At 50.2% G+C, this 17451-nt stretch carries 24 protein-coding genes; 19 read left to right on the plus strand and 5 right to left on the minus strand.

The genetic code is table 11. The features are described 5' to 3' along the window. Nucleotides 1-168 precede the first annotated feature (168 nt). The 8 genes from rlmB to C7B16_RS15960 all read left to right on the plus strand — a co-directional run bounded on the left by rlmB (nt 169) and on the right by C7B16_RS15960 (nt 6794). On the plus strand, nt 169-900 hold the full coding sequence (rlmB, locus tag C7B16_RS15925) for a 23S rRNA (guanosine(2251)-2'-O)-methyltransferase RlmB (RefSeq protein WP_001293269.1): 732 nt from the start codon (nt 169-171) through the stop codon (nt 898-900). A gap of 126 nt (nt 901-1026) precedes the next feature. Continuing rightward, nucleotides 1027-1428, plus strand: a complete 402-nt coding sequence (locus C7B16_RS15930; RefSeq protein WP_000220117.1) for a DUF2170 family protein — start codon at nt 1027-1029, stop codon at nt 1426-1428. Between the two features lie 18 nt (nt 1429-1446). Then, entirely contained in the window at nt 1447-2145 is a 699-nt protein-coding gene (locus C7B16_RS15935; RefSeq protein WP_000511941.1) for a PspA/IM30 family protein, read from the plus strand. 50 nt (nt 2146-2195) lie between these two features. Continuing rightward, complete coding sequence (locus tag C7B16_RS15940) at nt 2196-2855, plus strand: YjfK family protein (RefSeq protein WP_001517627.1); 660 nt, start codon at nt 2196-2198, stop codon at nt 2853-2855. A gap of 17 nt (nt 2856-2872) precedes the next feature. Next, entirely contained in the window at nt 2873-3271 is a 399-nt protein-coding gene (locus tag C7B16_RS15945; protein ID WP_001517628.1) for a DUF350 domain-containing protein, read from the plus strand. 9 nt (nt 3272-3280) lie between these two features. Continuing rightward, nucleotides 3281-3919, plus strand: a complete 639-nt coding sequence (locus C7B16_RS15950) for a DUF1190 domain-containing protein (RefSeq protein WP_107179892.1) — start codon at nt 3281-3283, stop codon at nt 3917-3919. A 2-nt stretch (nt 3920-3921) separates the two neighbouring features. Continuing rightward, nucleotides 3922-5085, plus strand: a complete 1164-nt coding sequence (locus tag C7B16_RS15955) for a glutathionylspermidine synthase family protein (RefSeq protein ID WP_000943972.1) — start codon at nt 3922-3924, stop codon at nt 5083-5085. Nucleotides 5086-5168: 83 nt separating this feature from the next. Further along, nucleotides 5169-6794: an isovaleryl-CoA dehydrogenase gene (locus tag C7B16_RS15960; protein ID WP_107179893.1), complete on the plus strand. Its 1626-nt coding sequence runs from the start codon at nt 5169-5171 to the stop codon at nt 6792-6794. 90 nt (nt 6795-6884) lie between these two features. Here C7B16_RS15960 and yjfN read toward each other — a convergent pair whose 3' ends face one another. Continuing rightward, nucleotides 6885-7160 carry a DUF1471 family protease activator YjfN gene (gene yjfN, locus C7B16_RS15965; RefSeq protein WP_001517630.1) on the minus strand — a complete coding sequence of 92 codons (276 nt, stop codon included), beginning with the start codon at nt 7158-7160 and terminating at the stop codon, nt 6885-6887. Between the two features lie 148 nt (nt 7161-7308). Continuing rightward, a complete protein-coding gene (bsmA, locus tag C7B16_RS15970) occupies nt 7309-7638 on the minus strand; it encodes a biofilm peroxide resistance protein BsmA (RefSeq protein ID WP_000254648.1) in 330 nt (109 codons plus the stop codon). A 181-nt stretch (nt 7639-7819) separates the two neighbouring features. On the opposite strand from bsmA, the gene yjfP reads away from it, so the two are divergent. Further along, nucleotides 7820-8569: an esterase gene (gene yjfP, locus C7B16_RS15975; RefSeq protein WP_107179894.1), complete on the plus strand. Its 750-nt coding sequence runs from the start codon at nt 7820-7822 to the stop codon at nt 8567-8569. Here yjfP and ulaR read toward each other — a convergent pair. After that, entirely contained in the window at nt 8566-9321 is a 756-nt protein-coding gene (ulaR, locus tag C7B16_RS15980; protein WP_107179895.1) for an HTH-type transcriptional regulator UlaR, read from the minus strand. The genes yjfP and ulaR overlap by 4 nt on opposite strands. Nucleotides 9322-9428: 107 nt before the next feature. Further along, entirely contained in the window at nt 9429-10493 is a 1065-nt protein-coding gene (gene ulaG, locus C7B16_RS15985; RefSeq protein ID WP_107179896.1) for an L-ascorbate 6-phosphate lactonase, read from the minus strand. A 354-nt stretch (nt 10494-10847) separates the two neighbouring features. Here ulaG and ulaA point away from each other — a divergent pair, with 354 nt between their 5' ends. Genes ulaA through ulaF form a run of 6 tightly spaced genes read left to right on the plus strand, consistent with a single transcriptional unit; the run spans nt 10848 to nt 15254 of the window. Next, nucleotides 10848-12245: a PTS ascorbate transporter subunit IIC gene (gene ulaA / locus C7B16_RS15990; RefSeq protein WP_001517632.1), complete on the plus strand. Its 1398-nt coding sequence runs from the start codon at nt 10848-10850 to the stop codon at nt 12243-12245. Between the two features lie 15 nt (nt 12246-12260). Further along, complete coding sequence (gene ulaB, locus C7B16_RS15995) at nt 12261-12566, plus strand: PTS ascorbate transporter subunit IIB (RefSeq protein WP_000218363.1); 306 nt, start codon at nt 12261-12263, stop codon at nt 12564-12566. Nucleotides 12567-12575: 9 nt separating this feature from the next. Next, a complete protein-coding gene (gene ulaC / locus C7B16_RS16000) occupies nt 12576-13040 on the plus strand; it encodes a PTS ascorbate transporter subunit IIA (protein WP_000776497.1) in 465 nt (154 codons plus the stop codon). A 13-nt stretch (nt 13041-13053) separates the two neighbouring features. Next, complete coding sequence (gene ulaD / locus C7B16_RS16005; RefSeq protein ID WP_000056742.1) at nt 13054-13704, plus strand: 3-keto-L-gulonate-6-phosphate decarboxylase UlaD; 651 nt, start codon at nt 13054-13056, stop codon at nt 13702-13704. A 9-nt stretch (nt 13705-13713) separates the two neighbouring features. Further along, complete coding sequence (gene ulaE, locus C7B16_RS16010) at nt 13714-14568, plus strand: L-ribulose-5-phosphate 3-epimerase UlaE (RefSeq protein ID WP_000949556.1); 855 nt, start codon at nt 13714-13716, stop codon at nt 14566-14568. Next, nucleotides 14568-15254 (plus strand): L-ribulose-5-phosphate 4-epimerase UlaF, encoded by a 687-nt coding sequence (gene ulaF, locus C7B16_RS16015; RefSeq protein WP_001170833.1) that lies wholly within the window; start codon nt 14568-14570, stop codon nt 15252-15254. Before ulaE ends, ulaF begins: the two co-directional genes overlap by 1 nt. Nucleotides 15255-15383: 129 nt before the next feature. On the opposite strand, the gene yjfY is transcribed toward ulaF, so the two are convergent. Further along, nucleotides 15384-15659: a DUF1471 family protein YjfY gene (gene yjfY / locus C7B16_RS16020; protein ID WP_000492914.1), complete on the minus strand. Its 276-nt coding sequence runs from the start codon at nt 15657-15659 to the stop codon at nt 15384-15386. 326 nt (nt 15660-15985) lie between these two features. Here yjfY and rpsF point away from each other — a divergent pair, with 326 nt between their 5' ends. The 4 genes from rpsF to rplI are packed head-to-tail and all read left to right on the plus strand — an operon-like array spanning nt 15986 to nt 17425. Next, the gene (gene rpsF / locus C7B16_RS16025) at nt 15986-16381 is read left to right on the plus strand and encodes a 30S ribosomal protein S6 (protein ID WP_001216676.1); all 396 of its coding nucleotides are present in this window, start codon (nt 15986-15988) and stop codon (nt 16379-16381) included. Nucleotides 16382-16387: 6 nt separating this feature from the next. Then, nucleotides 16388-16702, plus strand: a complete 315-nt coding sequence (gene priB / locus C7B16_RS16030; RefSeq protein ID WP_001517634.1) for a primosomal replication protein N — start codon at nt 16388-16390, stop codon at nt 16700-16702. A 4-nt stretch (nt 16703-16706) separates the two neighbouring features. After that, on the plus strand, nt 16707-16934 hold the full coding sequence (gene rpsR, locus C7B16_RS16035) for a 30S ribosomal protein S18 (RefSeq protein ID WP_000135199.1): 228 nt from the start codon (nt 16707-16709) through the stop codon (nt 16932-16934). 41 nt (nt 16935-16975) lie between these two features. Further along, complete coding sequence (gene rplI, locus C7B16_RS16040) at nt 16976-17425, plus strand: 50S ribosomal protein L9 (protein WP_001196062.1); 450 nt, start codon at nt 16976-16978, stop codon at nt 17423-17425. Nucleotides 17426-17451 lie beyond the last annotated feature (26 nt).

Raw genomic sequence — 17451 nt, forward strand, 5'->3', positions numbered from 1 at the left:
TTCAAAAAGAAGAGGGTCAGATTGCTGACAAAGTGCGCTTTGTTCATGCCGGATGCGGCGTGAACGCCTTATCAGGCCTACATAATCACGCAAATTCAATATATTGCAGAATCATGTAGGCCTGATAAGCGTAGCGTATCAGGCAAAACGTTAACAACGAGTACATTAATGAGCGAAATGATTTACGGCATCCACGCAGTGCAGGCCCTGCTGGAGCGCGCCCCTGAACGTTTTCAGGAAGTCTTTATTTTAAAAGGCCGTGAAGATAAACGTCTGTTACCGCTGATTCACGCCCTCGAATCTCATGGCGTGGTTATCCAGTTGGCAAATCGTCAATATCTCGACGAGAAAAGCGACGGTGCCGTGCATCAGGGCATTATCGCCCGCGTGAAGCCTGGACGTCAGTATCAGGAAAGCGATCTGCCGGATCTGATCGCTTCGCTCGAACAACCGTTCCTGCTGATCCTCGACGGCGTTACCGATCCACACAACCTCGGTGCGTGCCTGCGTAGCGCAGACGCCGCTGGCGTTCATGCGGTGATTGTACCGAAAGATCGTTCCGCTCAACTCAATGCAACGGCGAAAAAAGTGGCCTGTGGCGCGGCAGAAAGCGTTCCTCTGATTCGGGTGACTAACCTGGCGCGCACCATGCGTATGTTGCAGGAAGAGAATATCTGGATCGTCGGTACGGCGGGTGAAGCGGATCATACTCTCTATCAGAGCAAAATGACCGGGCGTCTGGCACTGGTGATGGGCGCGGAAGGTGAAGGCATGCGTCGCCTGACCCGTGAACATTGCGATGAGTTGATCAGCATCCCGATGGCAGGAAGCGTTTCTTCCCTGAACGTTTCGGTAGCGACCGGCATTTGTTTATTTGAAGCAGTACGCCAGCGTAGCTAATTCCTCTGAATTATGAAAAACCATCCATATTTGGATGGTTTTTTTTTACCTGGAGCTGGTAAGATAATTACGTGCTACAAATATTCATATTATTAATATTTTAACTTAATCACTATGGAATAATATATGACATGGAATCCGTTGGCGCTGGCGACGGCGCTGCAAACTGTACCTGAACAAAATATTGATATAACAAATAATGAAAACGCATTAATTATTAAAATGAATGATTATGGCGATTTGCAAATCAATATTCTTTTTACTTCCCGCCAGATGATTATCGAAACATTTATTTGCCCGGTAAGTTGTATCAGTAATCCAGATGAATTTAATACCTTCTTATTAAGAAATCAGAAGATTATGCCACTGTCATCGGTAGGGATCTCCAGTGTGGAGCAGGAAGAGTATTACATTGTTTTTGGTGCATTATCGCTTAACTCTTCCCTTGATGATCTCCTGCTGGAGATAACCACGCTGGTAGATAATGCATTGGATTTAGCTGAAATTACTGAAGAATATTCATATTAATCACGAAGACAGGTATTTATGGGGATTTTAAAAAGTTTATTTACATTAGGTAAGTCTTTTATTTCACAGGCGGAAGAATCCATTGAAGAAAACCAGGGTGTGCGGATGCTGGAACAACATATTCGCGACGCCAAAGCTGAACTGGATAAAGCCGGAAAATCACGCGTCGATCTGCTGGCGCGAGTGAAATTAAGTAACGATAAACTGAAAGATTTACGTGAGCGTAAAGCCACTCTGGAAGCCCGTGCGCTGGAAGCATTAAGTAAGAACGTCAACCCGTCGTTGATTAACGAAGTCGCTGAAGAAATCGCGCGCCTTGAGAATCTCATTACCGCTGAAGAGCAAGTGTTGTCGAATCTTGAAGTCTCCCGTGATGGTGTGGAAAAAGCGGTAACGGCAACGGCACAGCGTATTGCTCAATTTGAGCAACAGATGGAAGTCGTTAAGGCCACTGAAGCCATGCAGCGTGCGCAACAGGCAGTAACGACCTCTACCGTTGGAGCATCTTCCAGCGTCTCTACAGCGGCTGAATCCTTAAAACGCCTGCAAGCGCGTCAGGCCGAACGTCAGGCACGGCTGGATGCCGCTGCACAACTGGAGAAAGTGGCAGACGGCCGCGATCTCGACGAAAAACTGGCGGAAGCGGGGATTGGTGGAGTTAACAAAAGCAGTGCTCAGGATGTGCTGGCAAGGCTGCAACGCCAACAGGGTGAGTAATTTTTTTGCCAGCCTCACTAAAAGGCTGGCAGCTATTTTAAGGGTAAAATATGTCTGGTTTTTTCCAGCGCCTGTTTGGCAATGATGATAAGCCTGCTGTCGCTCGTGGTCCGCTGGGGTTGCATCTCCATAATGGTTTTACGCTCGATACGTTAGCGTTTCGTTTACTGGAAGATGAATTACTGATTGCGTTACCGGGGGAAGAATACACTGTAGCTGCAGCCAGTCGCATCGATCTGGGGGGCGGTAGTCAGATATTCCGTTACTACACTTCCGGTGATGAATTCCTGCAAATCAATACCACTGGCGGCGAAGACATTGATGACATTGATGATATCAAGCTCTTTGTCTATGAAGAGAGTTACGGTATCAGCAAAGAGAGCCACTGGCGCGAGGCAATTAATGCCAAAGCAATGGGGATGATGACCTTAAACTGGCAGGAAAAACGCTGGCAGCGATTTTTTAATAGCGAAGAACCAGGTAATATTGAGCCGGTCTACATGCTGGAAAAAATAGAAAATCAAAACCATACCAAATGGGAAGTGCATAACTTTATGATGGGTTACCAGCGACAGGTGACCGAAGATACTTACGAATATTTGCTGTTAAATGGTGAGGAATCCTTTAACGAACTCGGTGAACCGGAGTGGTTATTTTCGCGTGCGCTGGGTGTAGATATCCCACTAACATCACTTCATATTATTGGTTAATTACAGGGAAGTTTATAATGCATATTCTTGATTCACTCCTTGCTTTTAGCGCCTATTTTTTTATTGGCGTGGCTATGGTGATTATCTTTCTGTTTATCTATTCCAAAATTACTCCGCATAATGAATGGCAGTTAATCAAAAACAATAATATCGCGGCGTCATTGGCGTTCAGCGGGACATTGCTGGGTTATGTTATTCCATTATCCAGTGCGGCAATCAATGCGGTGAGTATTCCTGATTATTTTGCCTGGGGTGGGATCGCACTGGTGATTCAATTACTCGTTTTTTCTGGCGTCAGACTTTATATACCCGCATTAAGCGACAAAATTATTAATCACAATACCGCCGCAGGAATGTTTATGGGAACCGCCGCGCTGGCTGGTGGTATTTTTAACGCAGCTTGTATGACATGGTAATGGACGATCATGGCCAGAAAACGCAAATCAAGAAATAGCAGTAAACCAGCTCACGGAGCCATCAGCCGTATTAATCGACCGAATAATCCCTTCGCGCCGCAGCGAAATCGCTACGCACATAAATACTTAACGTTGGCGCTAATGGGGGGAGCCGCTTTTTTCGTATTGAAAAGTTGTGGCGATAGTGGCGATGTCGATAACGACGGCGACGGAACGTTTTACTCGACAGTGCAGGATTGCATTGATGGCGGTAATAATTCAGATATCTGTGCTCATGGCTGGAACAACGCCAAAGCGGCATTTTATGCCGATGTTCCGAAGAATATGACTCAGCAGAATTGTCAGTCTAAGTACGAAAATTGCTATTACGACAACGTCGAACAGAGTTGGCTCCCGGTCATTTCTGGATTTTTATTAAGTCGGGTTATTCGTAAAGATCGCGATGAGCAGTTTGTTTATAACAGTGGCGGCTCCTCTTATGCTTCGCGCCCCGTCTGGCGCAACACTTCCGGTGATTACTCCTGGCGCTCCGGTTCTGGCAAAAAAGAGTCTTACTCTTCGGGCGGCTTTACCACCAGAAAAGCATCAACCGTTTCTCGCGGCGGCTATGGTCGTTCTTCCAGCGCCCGTGGGCATTGGGGAGGCTAATCATGCTGAGACACAACGTTCCTGTGCGGCGGGATCTGGATCAGATCGCTGCCGATAACGGATTTGACTTTCATATCATCGACAATGAAATCTATTGGGATGAGAGTCGTGCTTATCGCTTTACCCTGCGGCAGATTGAAGAGCAGATCGAAAAACCGACTGCGGAACTGCATCAGATGTGCCTTGAGGTGGTGGATCGTGCGGTTAAAAATGAAGAGATCCTGACGCAACTGGCGATCCCCCCGCTGTACTGGGATGTAATTGCTGAAAGCTGGCGCGCGCGCGATCCTTCGCTGTATGGCCGTATGGATTTTGCCTGGTGTGGTAATGCGCCGGTGAAGTTGCTGGAGTACAACGCCGATACGCCGACCTCGCTGTATGAATCGGCTTATTTTCAGTGGTTGTGGCTGGAAGATGCCCGGCGCAGCGGCATTATTCCGCGTGACGCCGATCAGTACAATGTCATTCAGGAGCGTCTGATTTCGCGCTTTAGCGAGATTTATAGCCGTGAACCGTTTTATTTTTGTTGCTGTCAGGATACCGACGAAGACAGGACTACCGTGCTGTACTTGCAGGACTGCGCCCAGCAGGCAGGACAGGAATCGCGGTTTATCTATATTGAAGATCTCGGCCTGGGCGTCGGCGGTGTGCTGACCGATCTCGATGATAACGTCATCCAGCGTGCGTTTAAGCTGTATCCGCTGGAGTGGATGATGCGTGACGATAACGGCCCGCTGCTGCGCAAGCGTCGTGAGCAATGGGTGGAACCATTATGGAAAAGTATCTTGAGCAACAAAGGGTTAATGCCGCTATTGTGGCGCTTTTTCCCTGGTCATCCTAATCTTCTGGCATCCTGGTTTGAGGGCGAGAAACCGCAGATTGCTGCGGGCGAAAGCTACGTGCGTAAACCGATCTACTCACGGGAAGGCGGTAACGTCACCATTTTTGACGGTCAGAACAACGTCGTTGACCATGCTGAGGGTGATTACGCCGATGAACCGATGATCTACCAGGCTTTTCAGCCTTTGCCGCGCTTTGGCGATAGCTACACATTGATTGGTAGCTGGATTGTCGATGATGAAGCGTGCGGTATGGGGATTCGCGAAGATAACACGCTGATCACTAAAGATACTTCGCGTTTTGTTCCGCATTACATTGCGGGTTAAGAATGTTTTAGCAATCTCTTTCTGTCAGGAATCCGTGGCAGTGACCATACTAATGGTGACTGCCATTGATGGAGGGAGACACAGTGCACTGGCAAACTCACACCGTTTTTAATCAACCGATACCTTTAAATAACAGCAATCTATACCTGTCCGATGGCGCGCTTTGCGAAGCGGTAACACGTGAAGGTGCGGGCTGGGATAGTGATTTTCTCGCCAGTATTGGTCAGCAGTTAGGGACGGCTGAATCCCTTGAACTGGGGCGACTGGCGAATGTGAATCCGCCAGAATTGTTGCGCTACGATGCTCAGGGACGCCGTCTGGACGATGTGCGTTTTCATCCGGCATGGCACTTGCTGATGCAGGCACTATGTACCAATCGGGTGCACAATCTGGCCTGGGAGGAAGATGCTCGTTCTGGCGCATGTGTGGCGCGCGCGGCGCGTTTTATGTTGCACGCACAGGTTGAGGCCGGATCGTTATGTCCGATAACCATGACTTTTGCCGCCACCCCATTGTTATTGCAGATGTTACCTGCACCATTCAAGGATTGGACCACGCCGCTGTTGAGCGATCGCTACGATTCCCATTTGCTGCCAGGCGGGCAAAAACGCGGTCTGTTGATTGGCATGGGAATGACAGAAAAGCAGGGCGGCTCTGATGTGATGAGCAATACTACCAGGGCAGAGCGTCTGGACGATGGTTCTTATCGGCTGGTGGGGCATAAATGGTTTTTCTCGGTGCCGCAAAGCGACGCGCATTTGGTGCTGGCACAGACCACGGGCGGATTGTCCTGCTTCTTTGTGCCGCGTTTTTTGCCTGATGGACAACGTAACGCGATTCGCCTGGAACGCCTGAAAGATAAGCTGGGCAATCGCTCTAATGCCAGTTGCGAAGTGGAGTTTCAGGATGCTATCGGCTGGCTGTTAGGCCAGGAGGGAGAAGGCATCCGCCTGATCCTGAAAATGGGCGGGATGACGCGTTTTGATTGCGCCCTGGGTAGCCATGCCATGATGCGCCGTGCATTTTCGCTGGCGATTTATCACGCTCATCAACGACATGTATTTGGCAATCCGTTGATCGAACAGCCCCTTATGCGTCATGTCTTAAGTCGCATGGCGCTTCAGCTTGAAGGGCAAACGGCGCTGTTGTTTCGTCTGGCACGGGCGTGGGATCGGCGTGCCGATGCTAAAGAAGCCCTGTGGGCGCGTTTATTTACGCCAGCAGCGAAGTTTGTGATTTGCAAAAGTGGCGTCCCATTTGTGGCCGAAGCGATGGAGGTGTTGGGCGGTATTGGCTATTGCGAGGAGAGCGAGTTGCCGCGGCTGTACCGGGAGATGCCGGTGAACAGTATCTGGGAAGGCTCCGGCAATATTATGTGTCTGGATGTGCTGCGCGTTCTTAATAAGCAGGCTGGCGTATACGAGTTATTGACGGAAGCGTTTATGGAAGTGAAAGGACAGGATCGCTATTTTGATCGCGCGGTTCGTCGTTTACAGCAGCAACTGCGCAAACCGTCTGAAGAGCTGGGGCGAGAGATTACTCATCAGCTATTCTTGCTGGGTAGTGGCGCGCAAATGTTGAAATATGCTTCTCCGCCAATGGCGCAGGCGTGGTGTCAGATGATGTTAGATACGCGCGGTGGTGTGCGGTTGTCAGGGCAGATCCAGAATGATTTGTTACTGCGGGCGACTGGTGGTGTGTGTTTGTAAGCGTTTACGCTTAATGAAATATATAGAATTTATAGGCCGGATAGGGCGCTCGCGCCGCATCCGGCATTGTTCATTCGCTGTTGATAACACTCATGCATACAGTATCGCCTGTACACGCCAGTTATCGGGCTGCTGATCCTCGTACATGGTAATAATGCGATACCATGACGCCCCCTGTTCATCGGCCTTTAACGCCACGATACGTTCCACGTCCTGCGGATCCCCTGAAATATTGCTAACTGAGATCTGACCTATTTCATTCAGGCCCGTCACGCAGTCAGCACTGGCGAATTCTGCAGACTGTGCCGTGGCGCTCGCGGGACACGTAACTAATTGCAGCGAGGGTGAGGCAAGTAATTGTTTCATCGTCAGCTCCATTTTTCGTTTCCCCACATGTTGCAGGGCATTCCATCGCGGTAATAAACGCCCGAGCTTCCAGCCGGTAATTTATTGTGCACAGGTAAACGCATAGGGACGCAAAGCAATGTAAAGCTTACTGTATAAGTTGTCTGATTTATTTACGGTACAAAATGGCTTGTGAATACCACTGTCCTGTCACAATGGTTTCATCCACCATTACGACGACGTAATAATCAGCTTTTGCCGCGGCAGCTTTCGCTCTGATTTCTGCTAATGCGTCATCCGGTGAGCCACGGACCATTGTGCTTACCGTTCCAATTCGCTGTAGCCCTTGGGTTTGGTCGCGGCGAATTTCCTGCGGATGATCCGTTACTGGTGGCGCTGGCTGTGGCGTACCTTGCAGTGCGCTACAGGCGCTTAACATCAACACCAATAATAAACTGGCAAACCGGTAAACAACGCTATTACGTTTCCTGCTAACCATAGTGTAGTGCCTTATTAATTTAACTTTGGGGGAATGTTCCCGAATTGTTACCTGGTACGCGATTTTCGAATGAAAACGTGGTGAAAGCGTAACCCATATCTCAACATTATGAACTAATACTGCCAGCGGAAACTTGTGCTAAGGATTTCTTCATGTCATACCAGACAAAAAGGAGGAATAGATGATTGAATTAGAATCGCGCGTACTGGCAGATATTCCCGTTCTACATGCTTATCCCGTTGGGCAAAAAGAAACTCCGTTACCGTGCGTGATTTTTTATCACGGTTTTACTTCATCCAGTCTGGTGTATAGCTATTTTGCCGTTGCGCTGGCACAGGCCGGTATGCGGGTAATCATGCCAGACGCACCCGATCACGGTATCCGTTTTAGTGGCGACACACCGCGACGGTTAAATCAGTTCTGGCAAATATTGCGGCAAAATATGCAAGAATTTACGCCATTACGTGCGGCTATTGTTAAAGAAAACTGGCTGCTTGATGACCGTCTGGCAGTCGGCGGCGCATCGATGGGCGCGATGACGGCCTTGGGAATTACCGCTCGCCACTCCACGGTGAAATGTACCGCCAGCATGATGGGATCGGGCTATTTCACATCGCTTGCCCGTTCACTGTTTCCACCGCTGATACCTGAAATGGCAGCGCAGCAGCGCGAATTTAATAACATTATCGCTCCGCTGGTGGAGTGGGAAGCGACAAACCACTTGGAAAAGCTGGGAAACAGACCACTGCTCTTATGGCATGGTCTTGATGATGATGTCGTACCTGCCGACGAATCAGTACGTTTGCAGCAGGCACTAAGAGAAGCGGGGCTGGATAAACAGTTAACCTGTTCATGGCAGCCAGGCGTGCGTCATCGCATTACGCCAGAAGCGTTAGATGCCGCGGTGAAATTTTTCCGCCAGCATCTTTAAACGCGCAGAATGCTGACCCCTTGCGCTTCCAGTTGTTGCAGGATTTCCGGGTTAGCATTTTTGCCAGTGATCAGCATATCGATTTCATCGGCGCGGCTAAAGAGCATACCCGCGCGCTCACCAATCTTGCTGCTATCGACCAGAACCACCAGTTTCCCCACCACGCTCAGCATCTTCTGCTCTGCCATCGCTGTTAGCATATCGGTTTTATACAACCCTTCTGCCGTCAGCCCTTTGCCACTGGTAAACATCCAGTGGCCGGCATACAAGCTGTTCTCACTGCCCTGCGGGCTTAAGGTGATGGACTGGCTTTTATTGTACTGCCCGCCCATGATGATCACGCTCTCATGTTCCTGATCGATCAGGTAATTTGCCAGCGGTAAATAATTGGTGATGATTTGCACAGGCTTGCCACACATTTCCCTTCCGAGCAGGAATGCGGTGGAACCACAGTTGATGACCACACTTTCGCCCGGATTGACCAGTTGCGATGCCGCTTTGGCGATACGCACTTTTTCATCGTGGTTCTGTGCCTGGTGGAGATTCATTGGTGTCCAGCGAGGACGCTGTTGGGTGATGGCTTCCGCGCCATTGCGCACTTTTTTCAGTTTGCCGCTCTCGTCGAGTTTATTAATGTCCCGTCGTGCGGTAGCTGGCGAAATTCCCAAGCGCTCAACAACTTTCTCTACGGTCACAAAGCCCAATTGTGCGAGCATTTCCAGGAGGATTTGATGTCTTTGTGCTTCAGTCATGAGCTATTCCGATAAAATTTGATTTTTTTAGATGATATTTGAAATAGCCAGGAAATACTACGCCGGATAGCGGGAACATCTCCACGCTATCCGGTAAAAGCGACAGATTACAGGAACGATTTGAACGGCAGATCCGGTTCAATGGTGAAGCAATCGTCAAAACCACGCGGATAGTGGTATTCGAAGTTGTCTTTATCCAGCGGCCAGGTGAACTTGCCGCCAACCTGCCAGATAAACGGCTTAAAGCCATACTTCAGACGATCTTTTTTCATCTCCCACAGTACGCGAATTTCCTGCGGATCGGCCTGGAAGTTTGACCAGATATCGTGGTGGAACGGGATCACCACTTTTGCATTTAACGCTTCACCCATACGCAACATATCGGCGCTGGTCATTTTGTCGGTAATACCGCGCGGGTTCTCGCCGTAAGATCCTAACGCCACATCGATCTGATACTCATTACCATGTTTTGCATAGTAGTTGGAGTAGTGGGAGTCGCCGCTGTGATACAGGGAACCGCCCGGCGTTTTGAACAGATAGTTCACTGCGCGATCATCCATTCCGTCCGGCAGTACGCCAGCCGCTTTTTGATCCGCAGGCAGGGTAATCAGTGCAGTACGGTCGAACGCGTCAAGGGCATGAATTTCAATGTCTTTCACTTTTACCACATCGCCTGGTTTGACCACGATGCAGCGTTCTTTCGGCACGCCCCAGCCAATCCATAAATCCACACAGGTTTTCGGCCCGATAAATGGCACATCGTCGGCGCAGTTTTGCATTACGGCTGCAGCGACGTTCACGTCGATATGATCGTTGTGATCGTGAGTCGCCAGCACAGCGTCGATCTGGCGAATGGCAAACGGATCAAGGACAAATGGTGTGGTGCGCAGGTTCGGTTGCAGTTTTTTCACCCCTGCCATGCGCTGCATCTGGTGACCCTGTTTCATCAGTGGGTTACCGTGACTTTGTTTGCCAGTACCGCACCAGAAATCGACGCACACGTTGGTGCCGCCTTCCGATTTCAACCAGATCCCGGTGCAGCCGAGCCACCACATCGCAAAGGTGCCTGGTGCGACCTGTTCTTGCTCTATTTCTTCATTCAGCCAGCAACCCCATTCCGGGAAGGTGCTCAGGATCCAGGATTCACGGGTGATACTTTTCACTTTACTCATCGCCATTTACCTTCATGATAGTTCAATTTGAATCAATGTGTGATTGGTTTTGATTAATCCTGACACTGTTTTTTCAGGAAGGCAATGACCATTTTTTGACTTTTCACCGAAAGCGTTGTTGATGATTTTGAGTATGGAAAGATTTAAAGGAGTGCGTAATTTAATTAACTAAATGAATTTAAATGAGTAATTGTTTCGTCTTGTGAACACCATACTTTCTATGTGGAATTATTTGCGTGCCGCGTCACATTTAATCACAAATAATCTTGTTGTGATTATTTTTGAAAATTAGAGTGAGTGCACAACATTCCGGGTGTGCGGAATTCCCGGTTACCTCTTCTTCAGGAGATCGTTATGGAGATCCTCTACAGCATCTTTACCGTGTTCTTTAACCAGGTCATGACCAATGCCCCGTTATTGCTGGGTATTGTGACCTGCCTGGGCTACATCCTGCTGCGTAAAAGCGTCAGCGTGATTATCAAAGGCACCATCAAAACGATTATCGGTTTTATGTTGCTGCAAGCAGGGTCCGGCATCCTGACCAGCACTTTTAAACCGGTGGTGGCAAAAATGTCGGAAGTCTATGGCATTAATGGCGCGATTTCAGATACCTACGCATCGATGATGGCAACTATTGAGCGTATGGGCGATGCCTATAGCTGGGTGGGTTATGCGGTGTTGTTGGCACTGGCGCTAAACATCTGTTACGTGCTGCTGCGTCGCATTACTGGTATTCGCACCATCATGCTGACCGGCCACATCATGTTCCAACAGGCGGGTCTGATAGCTGTCACGCTGTTTATTTTCGGCTACTCCATGTGGACTACCATTATCTGCACTGCGATTCTGGTTTCGCTTTACTGGGGCATCACCTCCAACATGATGTACAAGCCGACTCAGGAAGTGACGGACGGCTGCGGTTTCTCCATCGGTCACCAACAGCAGTTTGCTTCCTGGCTTGCCTATAAGGTCGCGCCGTATTTGGGCAAAAAAGAGGAAAGCGTTGAAGACCTCAAATTGCCCGGTTGGCTGAACATTTTCCACGACAACATCGTCTCCACGGCGATTGTGATGACCATCTTCTTTGGTGCCATTCTGCTCTCTTTCGGTATCGATACCGTGCAGGCGATGGCAGGCAAAGTGAACTGGGTGGTGTACATCCTGCAAACCGGTTTCTCCTTTGCGGTGGCGATCTTCATCATTACTCAGGGCGTGCGCATGTTTGTCGCGGAACTCTCTGAAGCATTTAACGGTATCTCCCAGCGTCTGATCCCGGGTGCGGTTCTGGCGATTGACTGTGCGGCTATCTATAGCTTTGCGCCGAATGCCGTGGTCTGGGGCTTTATGTGGGGCACCATCGGGCAACTAATAGCGGTTGGTATTCTGGTCGCCTGCGGTTCCGCGATTCTGATCATTCCTGGTTTTATCCCGATGTTTTTCTCCAACGCCACCATCGGCGTATTCGCGAACCACTTCGGCGGCTGGCGTGCGGCGCTGAAGATTTGTCTGGTGATGGGGATGATTGAAATCTTTGGCTGCGTCTGGGCGGTGAAACTCACCGGTATGAGTGCCTGGATGGGCATGGCGGACTGGTCGATTCTGGCACCGCCGATGATGCAGGGCTTCTTCTCCATCGGTATCGCCTTTATGGCCGTCATCATCGTTATTGCATTGGCTTATATGTACTTCGCTGGCCGCGCGCTGCGCGCAGAAGAAGATGCAGAAAAACAACTGGCAGAACAGTCTGCTTAATAAGGAGTTTTGATTATGACCGTACGTATTCTGGCTGTGTGTGGCAACGGACAAGGCAGTTCCATGATCATGAAAATGAAAGTGGACCAGTTTTTAACCCAATCAAACATTGACCACACGGTAAATAGCTGCGCGGTTGGCGAGTACAAAAGCGAGTTGAGCGGCGCGGATATCATCATCGCTTCTACCCATATTGCGGGCGAAATCACTGTTACCGGCAACAAATATGTGGTTGGCGTGCGCAACATGCTCTCACCCACAGACTTTGGCCCGAAACTGCTGGAAGTGATCAAAGAACATTTCCCGCAGGACATGAAGTAAGGACGCGCCATGAAATTACGTGATTCGCTGGCAGAAAATAAATCTATCTGTTTGCAGGCAGAAGCAGAGACCTGGCAGGACGCGGTAAAAATTGGCGTTGACCTGCTGGTGGCGGCGGATGTTGTTGAGCCGCGTTACTACCAGGCGATTCTGGATGCGGTTGAACAGCACGGCCCGTACTTTGTGCTCGCGCCAGGCCTGGCAATGCCACACGGACGCCCGGAAGAGGGGGTTAAGAAAACCGGTTTTGCGCTGGTGACGTTGAAAAAGCCGCTGGAGTTCAACCACGAAGATAACGACCCGGTGGATATCCTCATCACGATGGCGGCAGTCGATGCCAATACTCATCAGGAAGTGGGCATCATGCAAATCGTCAACCTGTTTGAAGATGAAGAGAATTTCGACCGTTTACGCGCCTGCCGTACCGAGCAGGAAGTACTGGATTTAATTGACCGCACCAACGCGGCTGCTTAAGAAGGAATTGAAGATGTCATTACCCATGTTGCAAGTCGCGCTGGACAACCAGACTATGGATAGCGCCTATGAAACCACTCGTCTGATTGCTGAAGAAGTCGATATTATCGAAGTGGGCACCATTCTGTGTATGGGGGAAGGTGTGCGTGCGGTGCGCGATCTGAAAGCACTCTATCCACACAAGATTGTGCTGGCAGACGCCAAAATTGCTGATGCGGGCAAAATCCTTTCTCGTATGTGCTTTGAAGCCAACGCTGACTGGGTCACCGTGATTTGCTGTGCGGATATCAACACCGCCAAAGGCGCGCTGGATGTGGCAAAAGAGTTTAACGGCGACGTACAGATTGAGCTGACTGGTTTCTGGACCTGGGAACAGGCGGATGCATGGCGTGAAGCGGGCATCCAGCAGGTGGTGTATCACCGCAGCCGTGATGCGCAAGCAGCCGGTGTAGGCTGGGGCGAATCAGATATCGCTGCGATCAAACGCCTTTCTGATATGGGCTTCAAAGTAACCATTACCGGTGGCCTGGCGCTGGAAGATTTGCCACTGTTCAAAGGTATTCCGATTCATGTCTTTATCGCTGGTCGTAGCATCCGTGATGCCGCGTCTCCGGTTGAAGCTGCGCGTCAGTTCAAACGTTCCATCGCCCAACTGTGGGGCTAAGGAGCGGATATGTTGTCCAAACAAATCCCGCTTGGCATCTATGAAAAAGCACTCCCCACCGGGGAGTGCTGGTTGGAACGGTTGCAACTGGCAAAAACGTTGGGCTTCGATTTTGTTGAGATGTCAGTAGATGAAACGGACGCTCGCCTGTCTCGCCTTGACTGGAGCCGCGAGCAACGTCTGACGCTGGTGAATGCGATTGTTGAAACTGGCGTGCGCGTACCGTCCATGTGCCTTTCTGCCCATCGTCGTTTTCCGCTGGGCAGCGAAGATGACACAGTGCGGGCGCAGGGGCTGGAGATTATGCGTAAAGCTATCCAGTTCGCCCAGGATGTCGGCATTCGCGTGATCCAACTGGCGGGCTATGACGTCTACTATCAGGAAGCCAATAACGAAACGCGTCGTCGTTTTCGCGAAGGGCTGAAAGAGAGTGTTGAGATGGCGAGCCGTGCGCAGGTGACGCTGGCGATGGAGATCATGGATTACCCGTTGATGAACTCCATCAGCAAGGCGCTGGGCTATGCACACTATCTCAACAACCCGTGGTTCCAGCTCTATCCGGATATCGGCAACCTGTCGGCGTGGGATAACGACGTGCAGATGGAATTACAGGCTGGAATAGGGCACATCGTCGCGGTGCATGTGAAAGACACCAAACCGGGCGTCTTTAAAAATGTGCCGTTTGGCGAAGGCGTGGTGGACTTCGAACGTTGCTTTGAAACGCTCAAACAGAGTGGTTATTGCGGGCCTTATCTGATTGAGATGTGGAGCGAAACGGCGGAAGACCCGGCGGCAGAAGTGGCGAAAGCGCGTGATTGGGTGAAAGCGCGCATGGCCAAAGCGGGCATGGTGGAGGCCGCATAATGCAAAAGCTGAAACAGCAGGTATTTGAAGCCAACATGGATCTGCCGCGTTACGGACTGGTGACCTTTACCTGGGGCAACGTCAGCGCCATTGATCGCGGACGCGGGCTGGTGGTGATTAAGCCCAGCGGCGTCGCCTACGAAACCATGCAAGTGGACGATATGGTGGTGGTTGACATGAGTGGCAATGTGGTGGAAGGGCAGTATCGTCCATCGTCAGACACTGCAACGCATCTCGAGCTTTACCGTCGTTATCCATCTCTCGGTGGAATCGTGCATACCCACTCAACCCATGCCACCGCATGGGCGCAGGCGGGGATGGCGATCCCGGCGTTAGGCACCACACACGCTGACTATTTCTTTGGCGATATTCCGTGTACGCGCGGATTAAGCGAAGAAGAGGTGCAGGGCGAGTATGAACTGAACACCGGCAAAGTGATCATCGAAACGCTGGGCGATGCCGAGCCGCTGCATACGCCAGGGATTGTGGTTTACCAGCACGGGCCGTTCGCCTGGGGTAAAGACGCTCATGATGCGGTGCATAATGCGGTGGTGATGGAAGAAGTGGCGAAAATGGCGTGGATTGCGCGCGGCATTAACCCGCAACTGAATCCCATCGATAGTTATCTGATGAATAAGCACTTTATGCGTAAGCATGGTCCCAACGCTTATTACGGGCAGAAGTAAAACACGCGCTGCGGAAATATCCTTCTTCGGGAGATAACTGGTCTGATTCCGCAGCCGTTTTTCATAAAAAAGCCCCCGGTGAAGGGGGCAATGCAAACTATGACAATGTTTCGTTGGTTATACCTGGTGCTAGCGATAAATATCCGCGCTGGCGTGCATGTTGCCGTTACTCCCCGGTTCCCGCATCAGAATCACGTGGTAGTACGTTGCGCCCTGCGCGTCGGTTTCTTCGTTTAATGCCTGACGTGCTTCACTTTCAGTGGCAAAGTTATGATTGATATAAATCACGCCTAAGCTCTGCACATCATCCATATTTCTGGCCTGGTGGTTATTGATTTCAATGGCTGCCCATGTATTTGCACTTAGCAAAAGCACAGCCAGAAGGGCTAAAACACGACTGAACATAAATACCTCCTCGACGGCTGTCTTTGTATGCGCTCCTCTGTGATGATCTTCTGATTTAATTTTAATCAATGATAAAGAAGTTGATGGTGACCATTTCTGATGCAGTTGTTCAAAAAAACACCGTAATGGTATGTGATGAACTTCAAATCAGCGGGTTAGTACGATTTAGCGAAAGATGAGAATTATTTGTCGGCTGGCCTTGAGTTTAGCGGGGTATACCAGTACTATAACGCGTCATTTTTCAGCCGCCCTTTAACACGTTCCTTGCCTCCATGGGCTGCGGCTGACCCAGACAGGAGGCTGAATAATCCGTAAGGAGCAATTCGATGCGTCATTACGAAATCGTTTTTATGGTCCATCCTGACCAGAGCGAACAGGTTCCGGGCATGATCGAGCGCTACACTGCTGCCATCACTGGTGCAGAAGGCAAGATCCACCGTCTGGAAGACTGGGGCCGCCGTCAGTTGGCTTACCCGATCAACAAACTGCACAAAGCTCACTACGTTCTGATGAACGTTGAAGCGCCGCAGGAAGTGATCGATGAGCTGGAAACTACCTTCCGCTTCAACGACGCCGTTATCCGTAGCATGGTAATGCGTACTAAGCACGCCGTTACCGAAGCATCTCCGATGGTTAAAGCGAAAGACGAGCGCCGTGAGCGTCGCGATGATTTCGCAAACGAAACCGCTGATGATGCTGAAGCTGGGGATTCTGAAGAGTAATTTCTGATGACCAACCGTCTGGTGTTGTCCGGCACCGTGTGCAGGATGCCCCTTCGAAAGGTCAGTCCATCAGGAATTCCTCACTGCCAGTTCGTGCTTGAGCATCGTTCTGTGCAGGAGGAAGCCGGTTTTCATCGGCAGGCGTGGTGCCAAATGCCCGTTATTATTAGCGGACACGAAAACCAGGCCATTACTCACAGTATAACGGTCGGCAGTCGCATAACCGTTCAGGGGTTCATTTCATGCCACAAGGCAAAGAACGGTCTGAGCAAAATGGTTTTGCATGCCGAGCAGATTGAATTGATAGATTCTGGAGACTAGCCATATGGCACGTTATTTCCGTCGTCGCAAGTTCTGCCGTTTCACCGCGGAAGGCGTTCAAGAGATCGACTATAAAGATATCGCTACGCTGAAAAACTACATCACCGAAAGCGGTAAGATTGTCCCAAGCCGTATCACCGGGACCCGTGCAAAATACCAGCGTCAGCTGGCTCGCGCTATCAAACGCGCTCGCTACCTGTCCCTGCTGCCGTACACTGATCGCCATCAGTAATCGGTCACGGTCCATTAATACGACTTTGAGAGGATAAGGTAATGCAAGTTATTCTGCTTGATAAAGTAGCAAACCTGGGTAGCCTGGGTGATCAGGTAAATGTTAAAGCGGGCTACGCTCGTAACTTCCTGGTACCACAGGGTAAAGCTGTTCCAGCTACCAAGAAAAACATTGAATTCTTCGAAGCACGTCGCGCTGAACTGGAAGCTAAACTGGCTGAAGTTCTGGCAGCAGCTAATGCTCGCGCTGAGAAAATCAATGCACTGGAAACTGTTACCATCGCGTCTAAAGCTGGCGACGAAGGTAAACTGTTCGGTTCCATCGGTACTCGCGACATCGCTGACGCTGTAACTGCAGCAGGCGTTGAAGTGGCTAAGAGCGAAGTTCGTCTGCCGAACGGCGTTCTGCGTACCACTGGCGAACACGAAGTAAGCTTCCAGGTTCACAGCGAAGTATTCGCGAAAGTGATCGTAAACGTAGTAGCTGAATAATTCGTTATTCAACGAGACGTAAAAAC

Source organism: Escherichia sp. 20412-1 (assembly GCF_003027595.1).
GTDB classification, from domain to species: domain Bacteria; phylum Pseudomonadota; class Gammaproteobacteria; order Enterobacterales; family Enterobacteriaceae; genus Escherichia; species Escherichia marmotae.

What these genes read in the sequence shown, in the direction of transcription:
- rlmB (WP_001293269.1), top strand. Translation starts at nt 169, where the DNA reads ATGAGCGAAATGATTTACGGCATCCACGCAGTGCAGGCCCTGCTGGAG.
- C7B16_RS15930 (WP_000220117.1), top strand. Translation starts at nt 1,027, where the DNA reads ATGACATGGAATCCGTTGGCGCTGGCGACGGCGCTGCAAACTGTACCT.
- C7B16_RS15935 (WP_000511941.1), top strand. Translation starts at nt 1,447, where the DNA reads ATGGGGATTTTAAAAAGTTTATTTACATTAGGTAAGTCTTTTATTTCA.
- C7B16_RS15940 (WP_001517627.1), top strand. Translation starts at nt 2,196, where the DNA reads ATGTCTGGTTTTTTCCAGCGCCTGTTTGGCAATGATGATAAGCCTGCT.
- C7B16_RS15945 (WP_001517628.1), top strand. Translation starts at nt 2,873, where the DNA reads ATGCATATTCTTGATTCACTCCTTGCTTTTAGCGCCTATTTTTTTATT.
- C7B16_RS15950 (WP_107179892.1), top strand. Translation starts at nt 3,281, where the DNA reads ATGGCCAGAAAACGCAAATCAAGAAATAGCAGTAAACCAGCTCACGGA.
- C7B16_RS15955 (WP_000943972.1), top strand. Translation starts at nt 3,922, where the DNA reads ATGCTGAGACACAACGTTCCTGTGCGGCGGGATCTGGATCAGATCGCT.
- yjfN (WP_001517630.1), bottom strand. Translation starts at nt 7,160, where the DNA reads ATGAAACAATTACTTGCCTCACCCTCGCTGCAATTAGTTACGTGTCCC.
- bsmA (WP_000254648.1), bottom strand. Translation starts at nt 7,638, where the DNA reads ATGGTTAGCAGGAAACGTAATAGCGTTGTTTACCGGTTTGCCAGTTTA.
- yjfP (WP_107179894.1), top strand. Translation starts at nt 7,820, where the DNA reads ATGATTGAATTAGAATCGCGCGTACTGGCAGATATTCCCGTTCTACAT.
- ulaR (WP_107179895.1), bottom strand. Translation starts at nt 9,321, where the DNA reads ATGACTGAAGCACAAAGACATCAAATCCTCCTGGAAATGCTCGCACAA.
- ulaG (WP_107179896.1), bottom strand. Translation starts at nt 10,493, where the DNA reads ATGAGTAAAGTGAAAAGTATCACCCGTGAATCCTGGATCCTGAGCACC.
- ulaA (WP_001517632.1), top strand. Translation starts at nt 10,848, where the DNA reads ATGGAGATCCTCTACAGCATCTTTACCGTGTTCTTTAACCAGGTCATG.
- ulaB (WP_000218363.1), top strand. Translation starts at nt 12,261, where the DNA reads ATGACCGTACGTATTCTGGCTGTGTGTGGCAACGGACAAGGCAGTTCC.
- ulaC (WP_000776497.1), top strand. Translation starts at nt 12,576, where the DNA reads ATGAAATTACGTGATTCGCTGGCAGAAAATAAATCTATCTGTTTGCAG.
- ulaD (WP_000056742.1), top strand. Translation starts at nt 13,054, where the DNA reads ATGTCATTACCCATGTTGCAAGTCGCGCTGGACAACCAGACTATGGAT.
- ulaE (WP_000949556.1), top strand. Translation starts at nt 13,714, where the DNA reads ATGTTGTCCAAACAAATCCCGCTTGGCATCTATGAAAAAGCACTCCCC.
- ulaF (WP_001170833.1), top strand. Translation starts at nt 14,568, where the DNA reads ATGCAAAAGCTGAAACAGCAGGTATTTGAAGCCAACATGGATCTGCCG.
- yjfY (WP_000492914.1), bottom strand. Translation starts at nt 15,659, where the DNA reads ATGTTCAGTCGTGTTTTAGCCCTTCTGGCTGTGCTTTTGCTAAGTGCA.
- rpsF (WP_001216676.1), top strand. Translation starts at nt 15,986, where the DNA reads ATGCGTCATTACGAAATCGTTTTTATGGTCCATCCTGACCAGAGCGAA.
- priB (WP_001517634.1), top strand. Translation starts at nt 16,388, where the DNA reads ATGACCAACCGTCTGGTGTTGTCCGGCACCGTGTGCAGGATGCCCCTT.
- rpsR (WP_000135199.1), top strand. Translation starts at nt 16,707, where the DNA reads ATGGCACGTTATTTCCGTCGTCGCAAGTTCTGCCGTTTCACCGCGGAA.
- rplI (WP_001196062.1), top strand. Translation starts at nt 16,976, where the DNA reads ATGCAAGTTATTCTGCTTGATAAAGTAGCAAACCTGGGTAGCCTGGGT.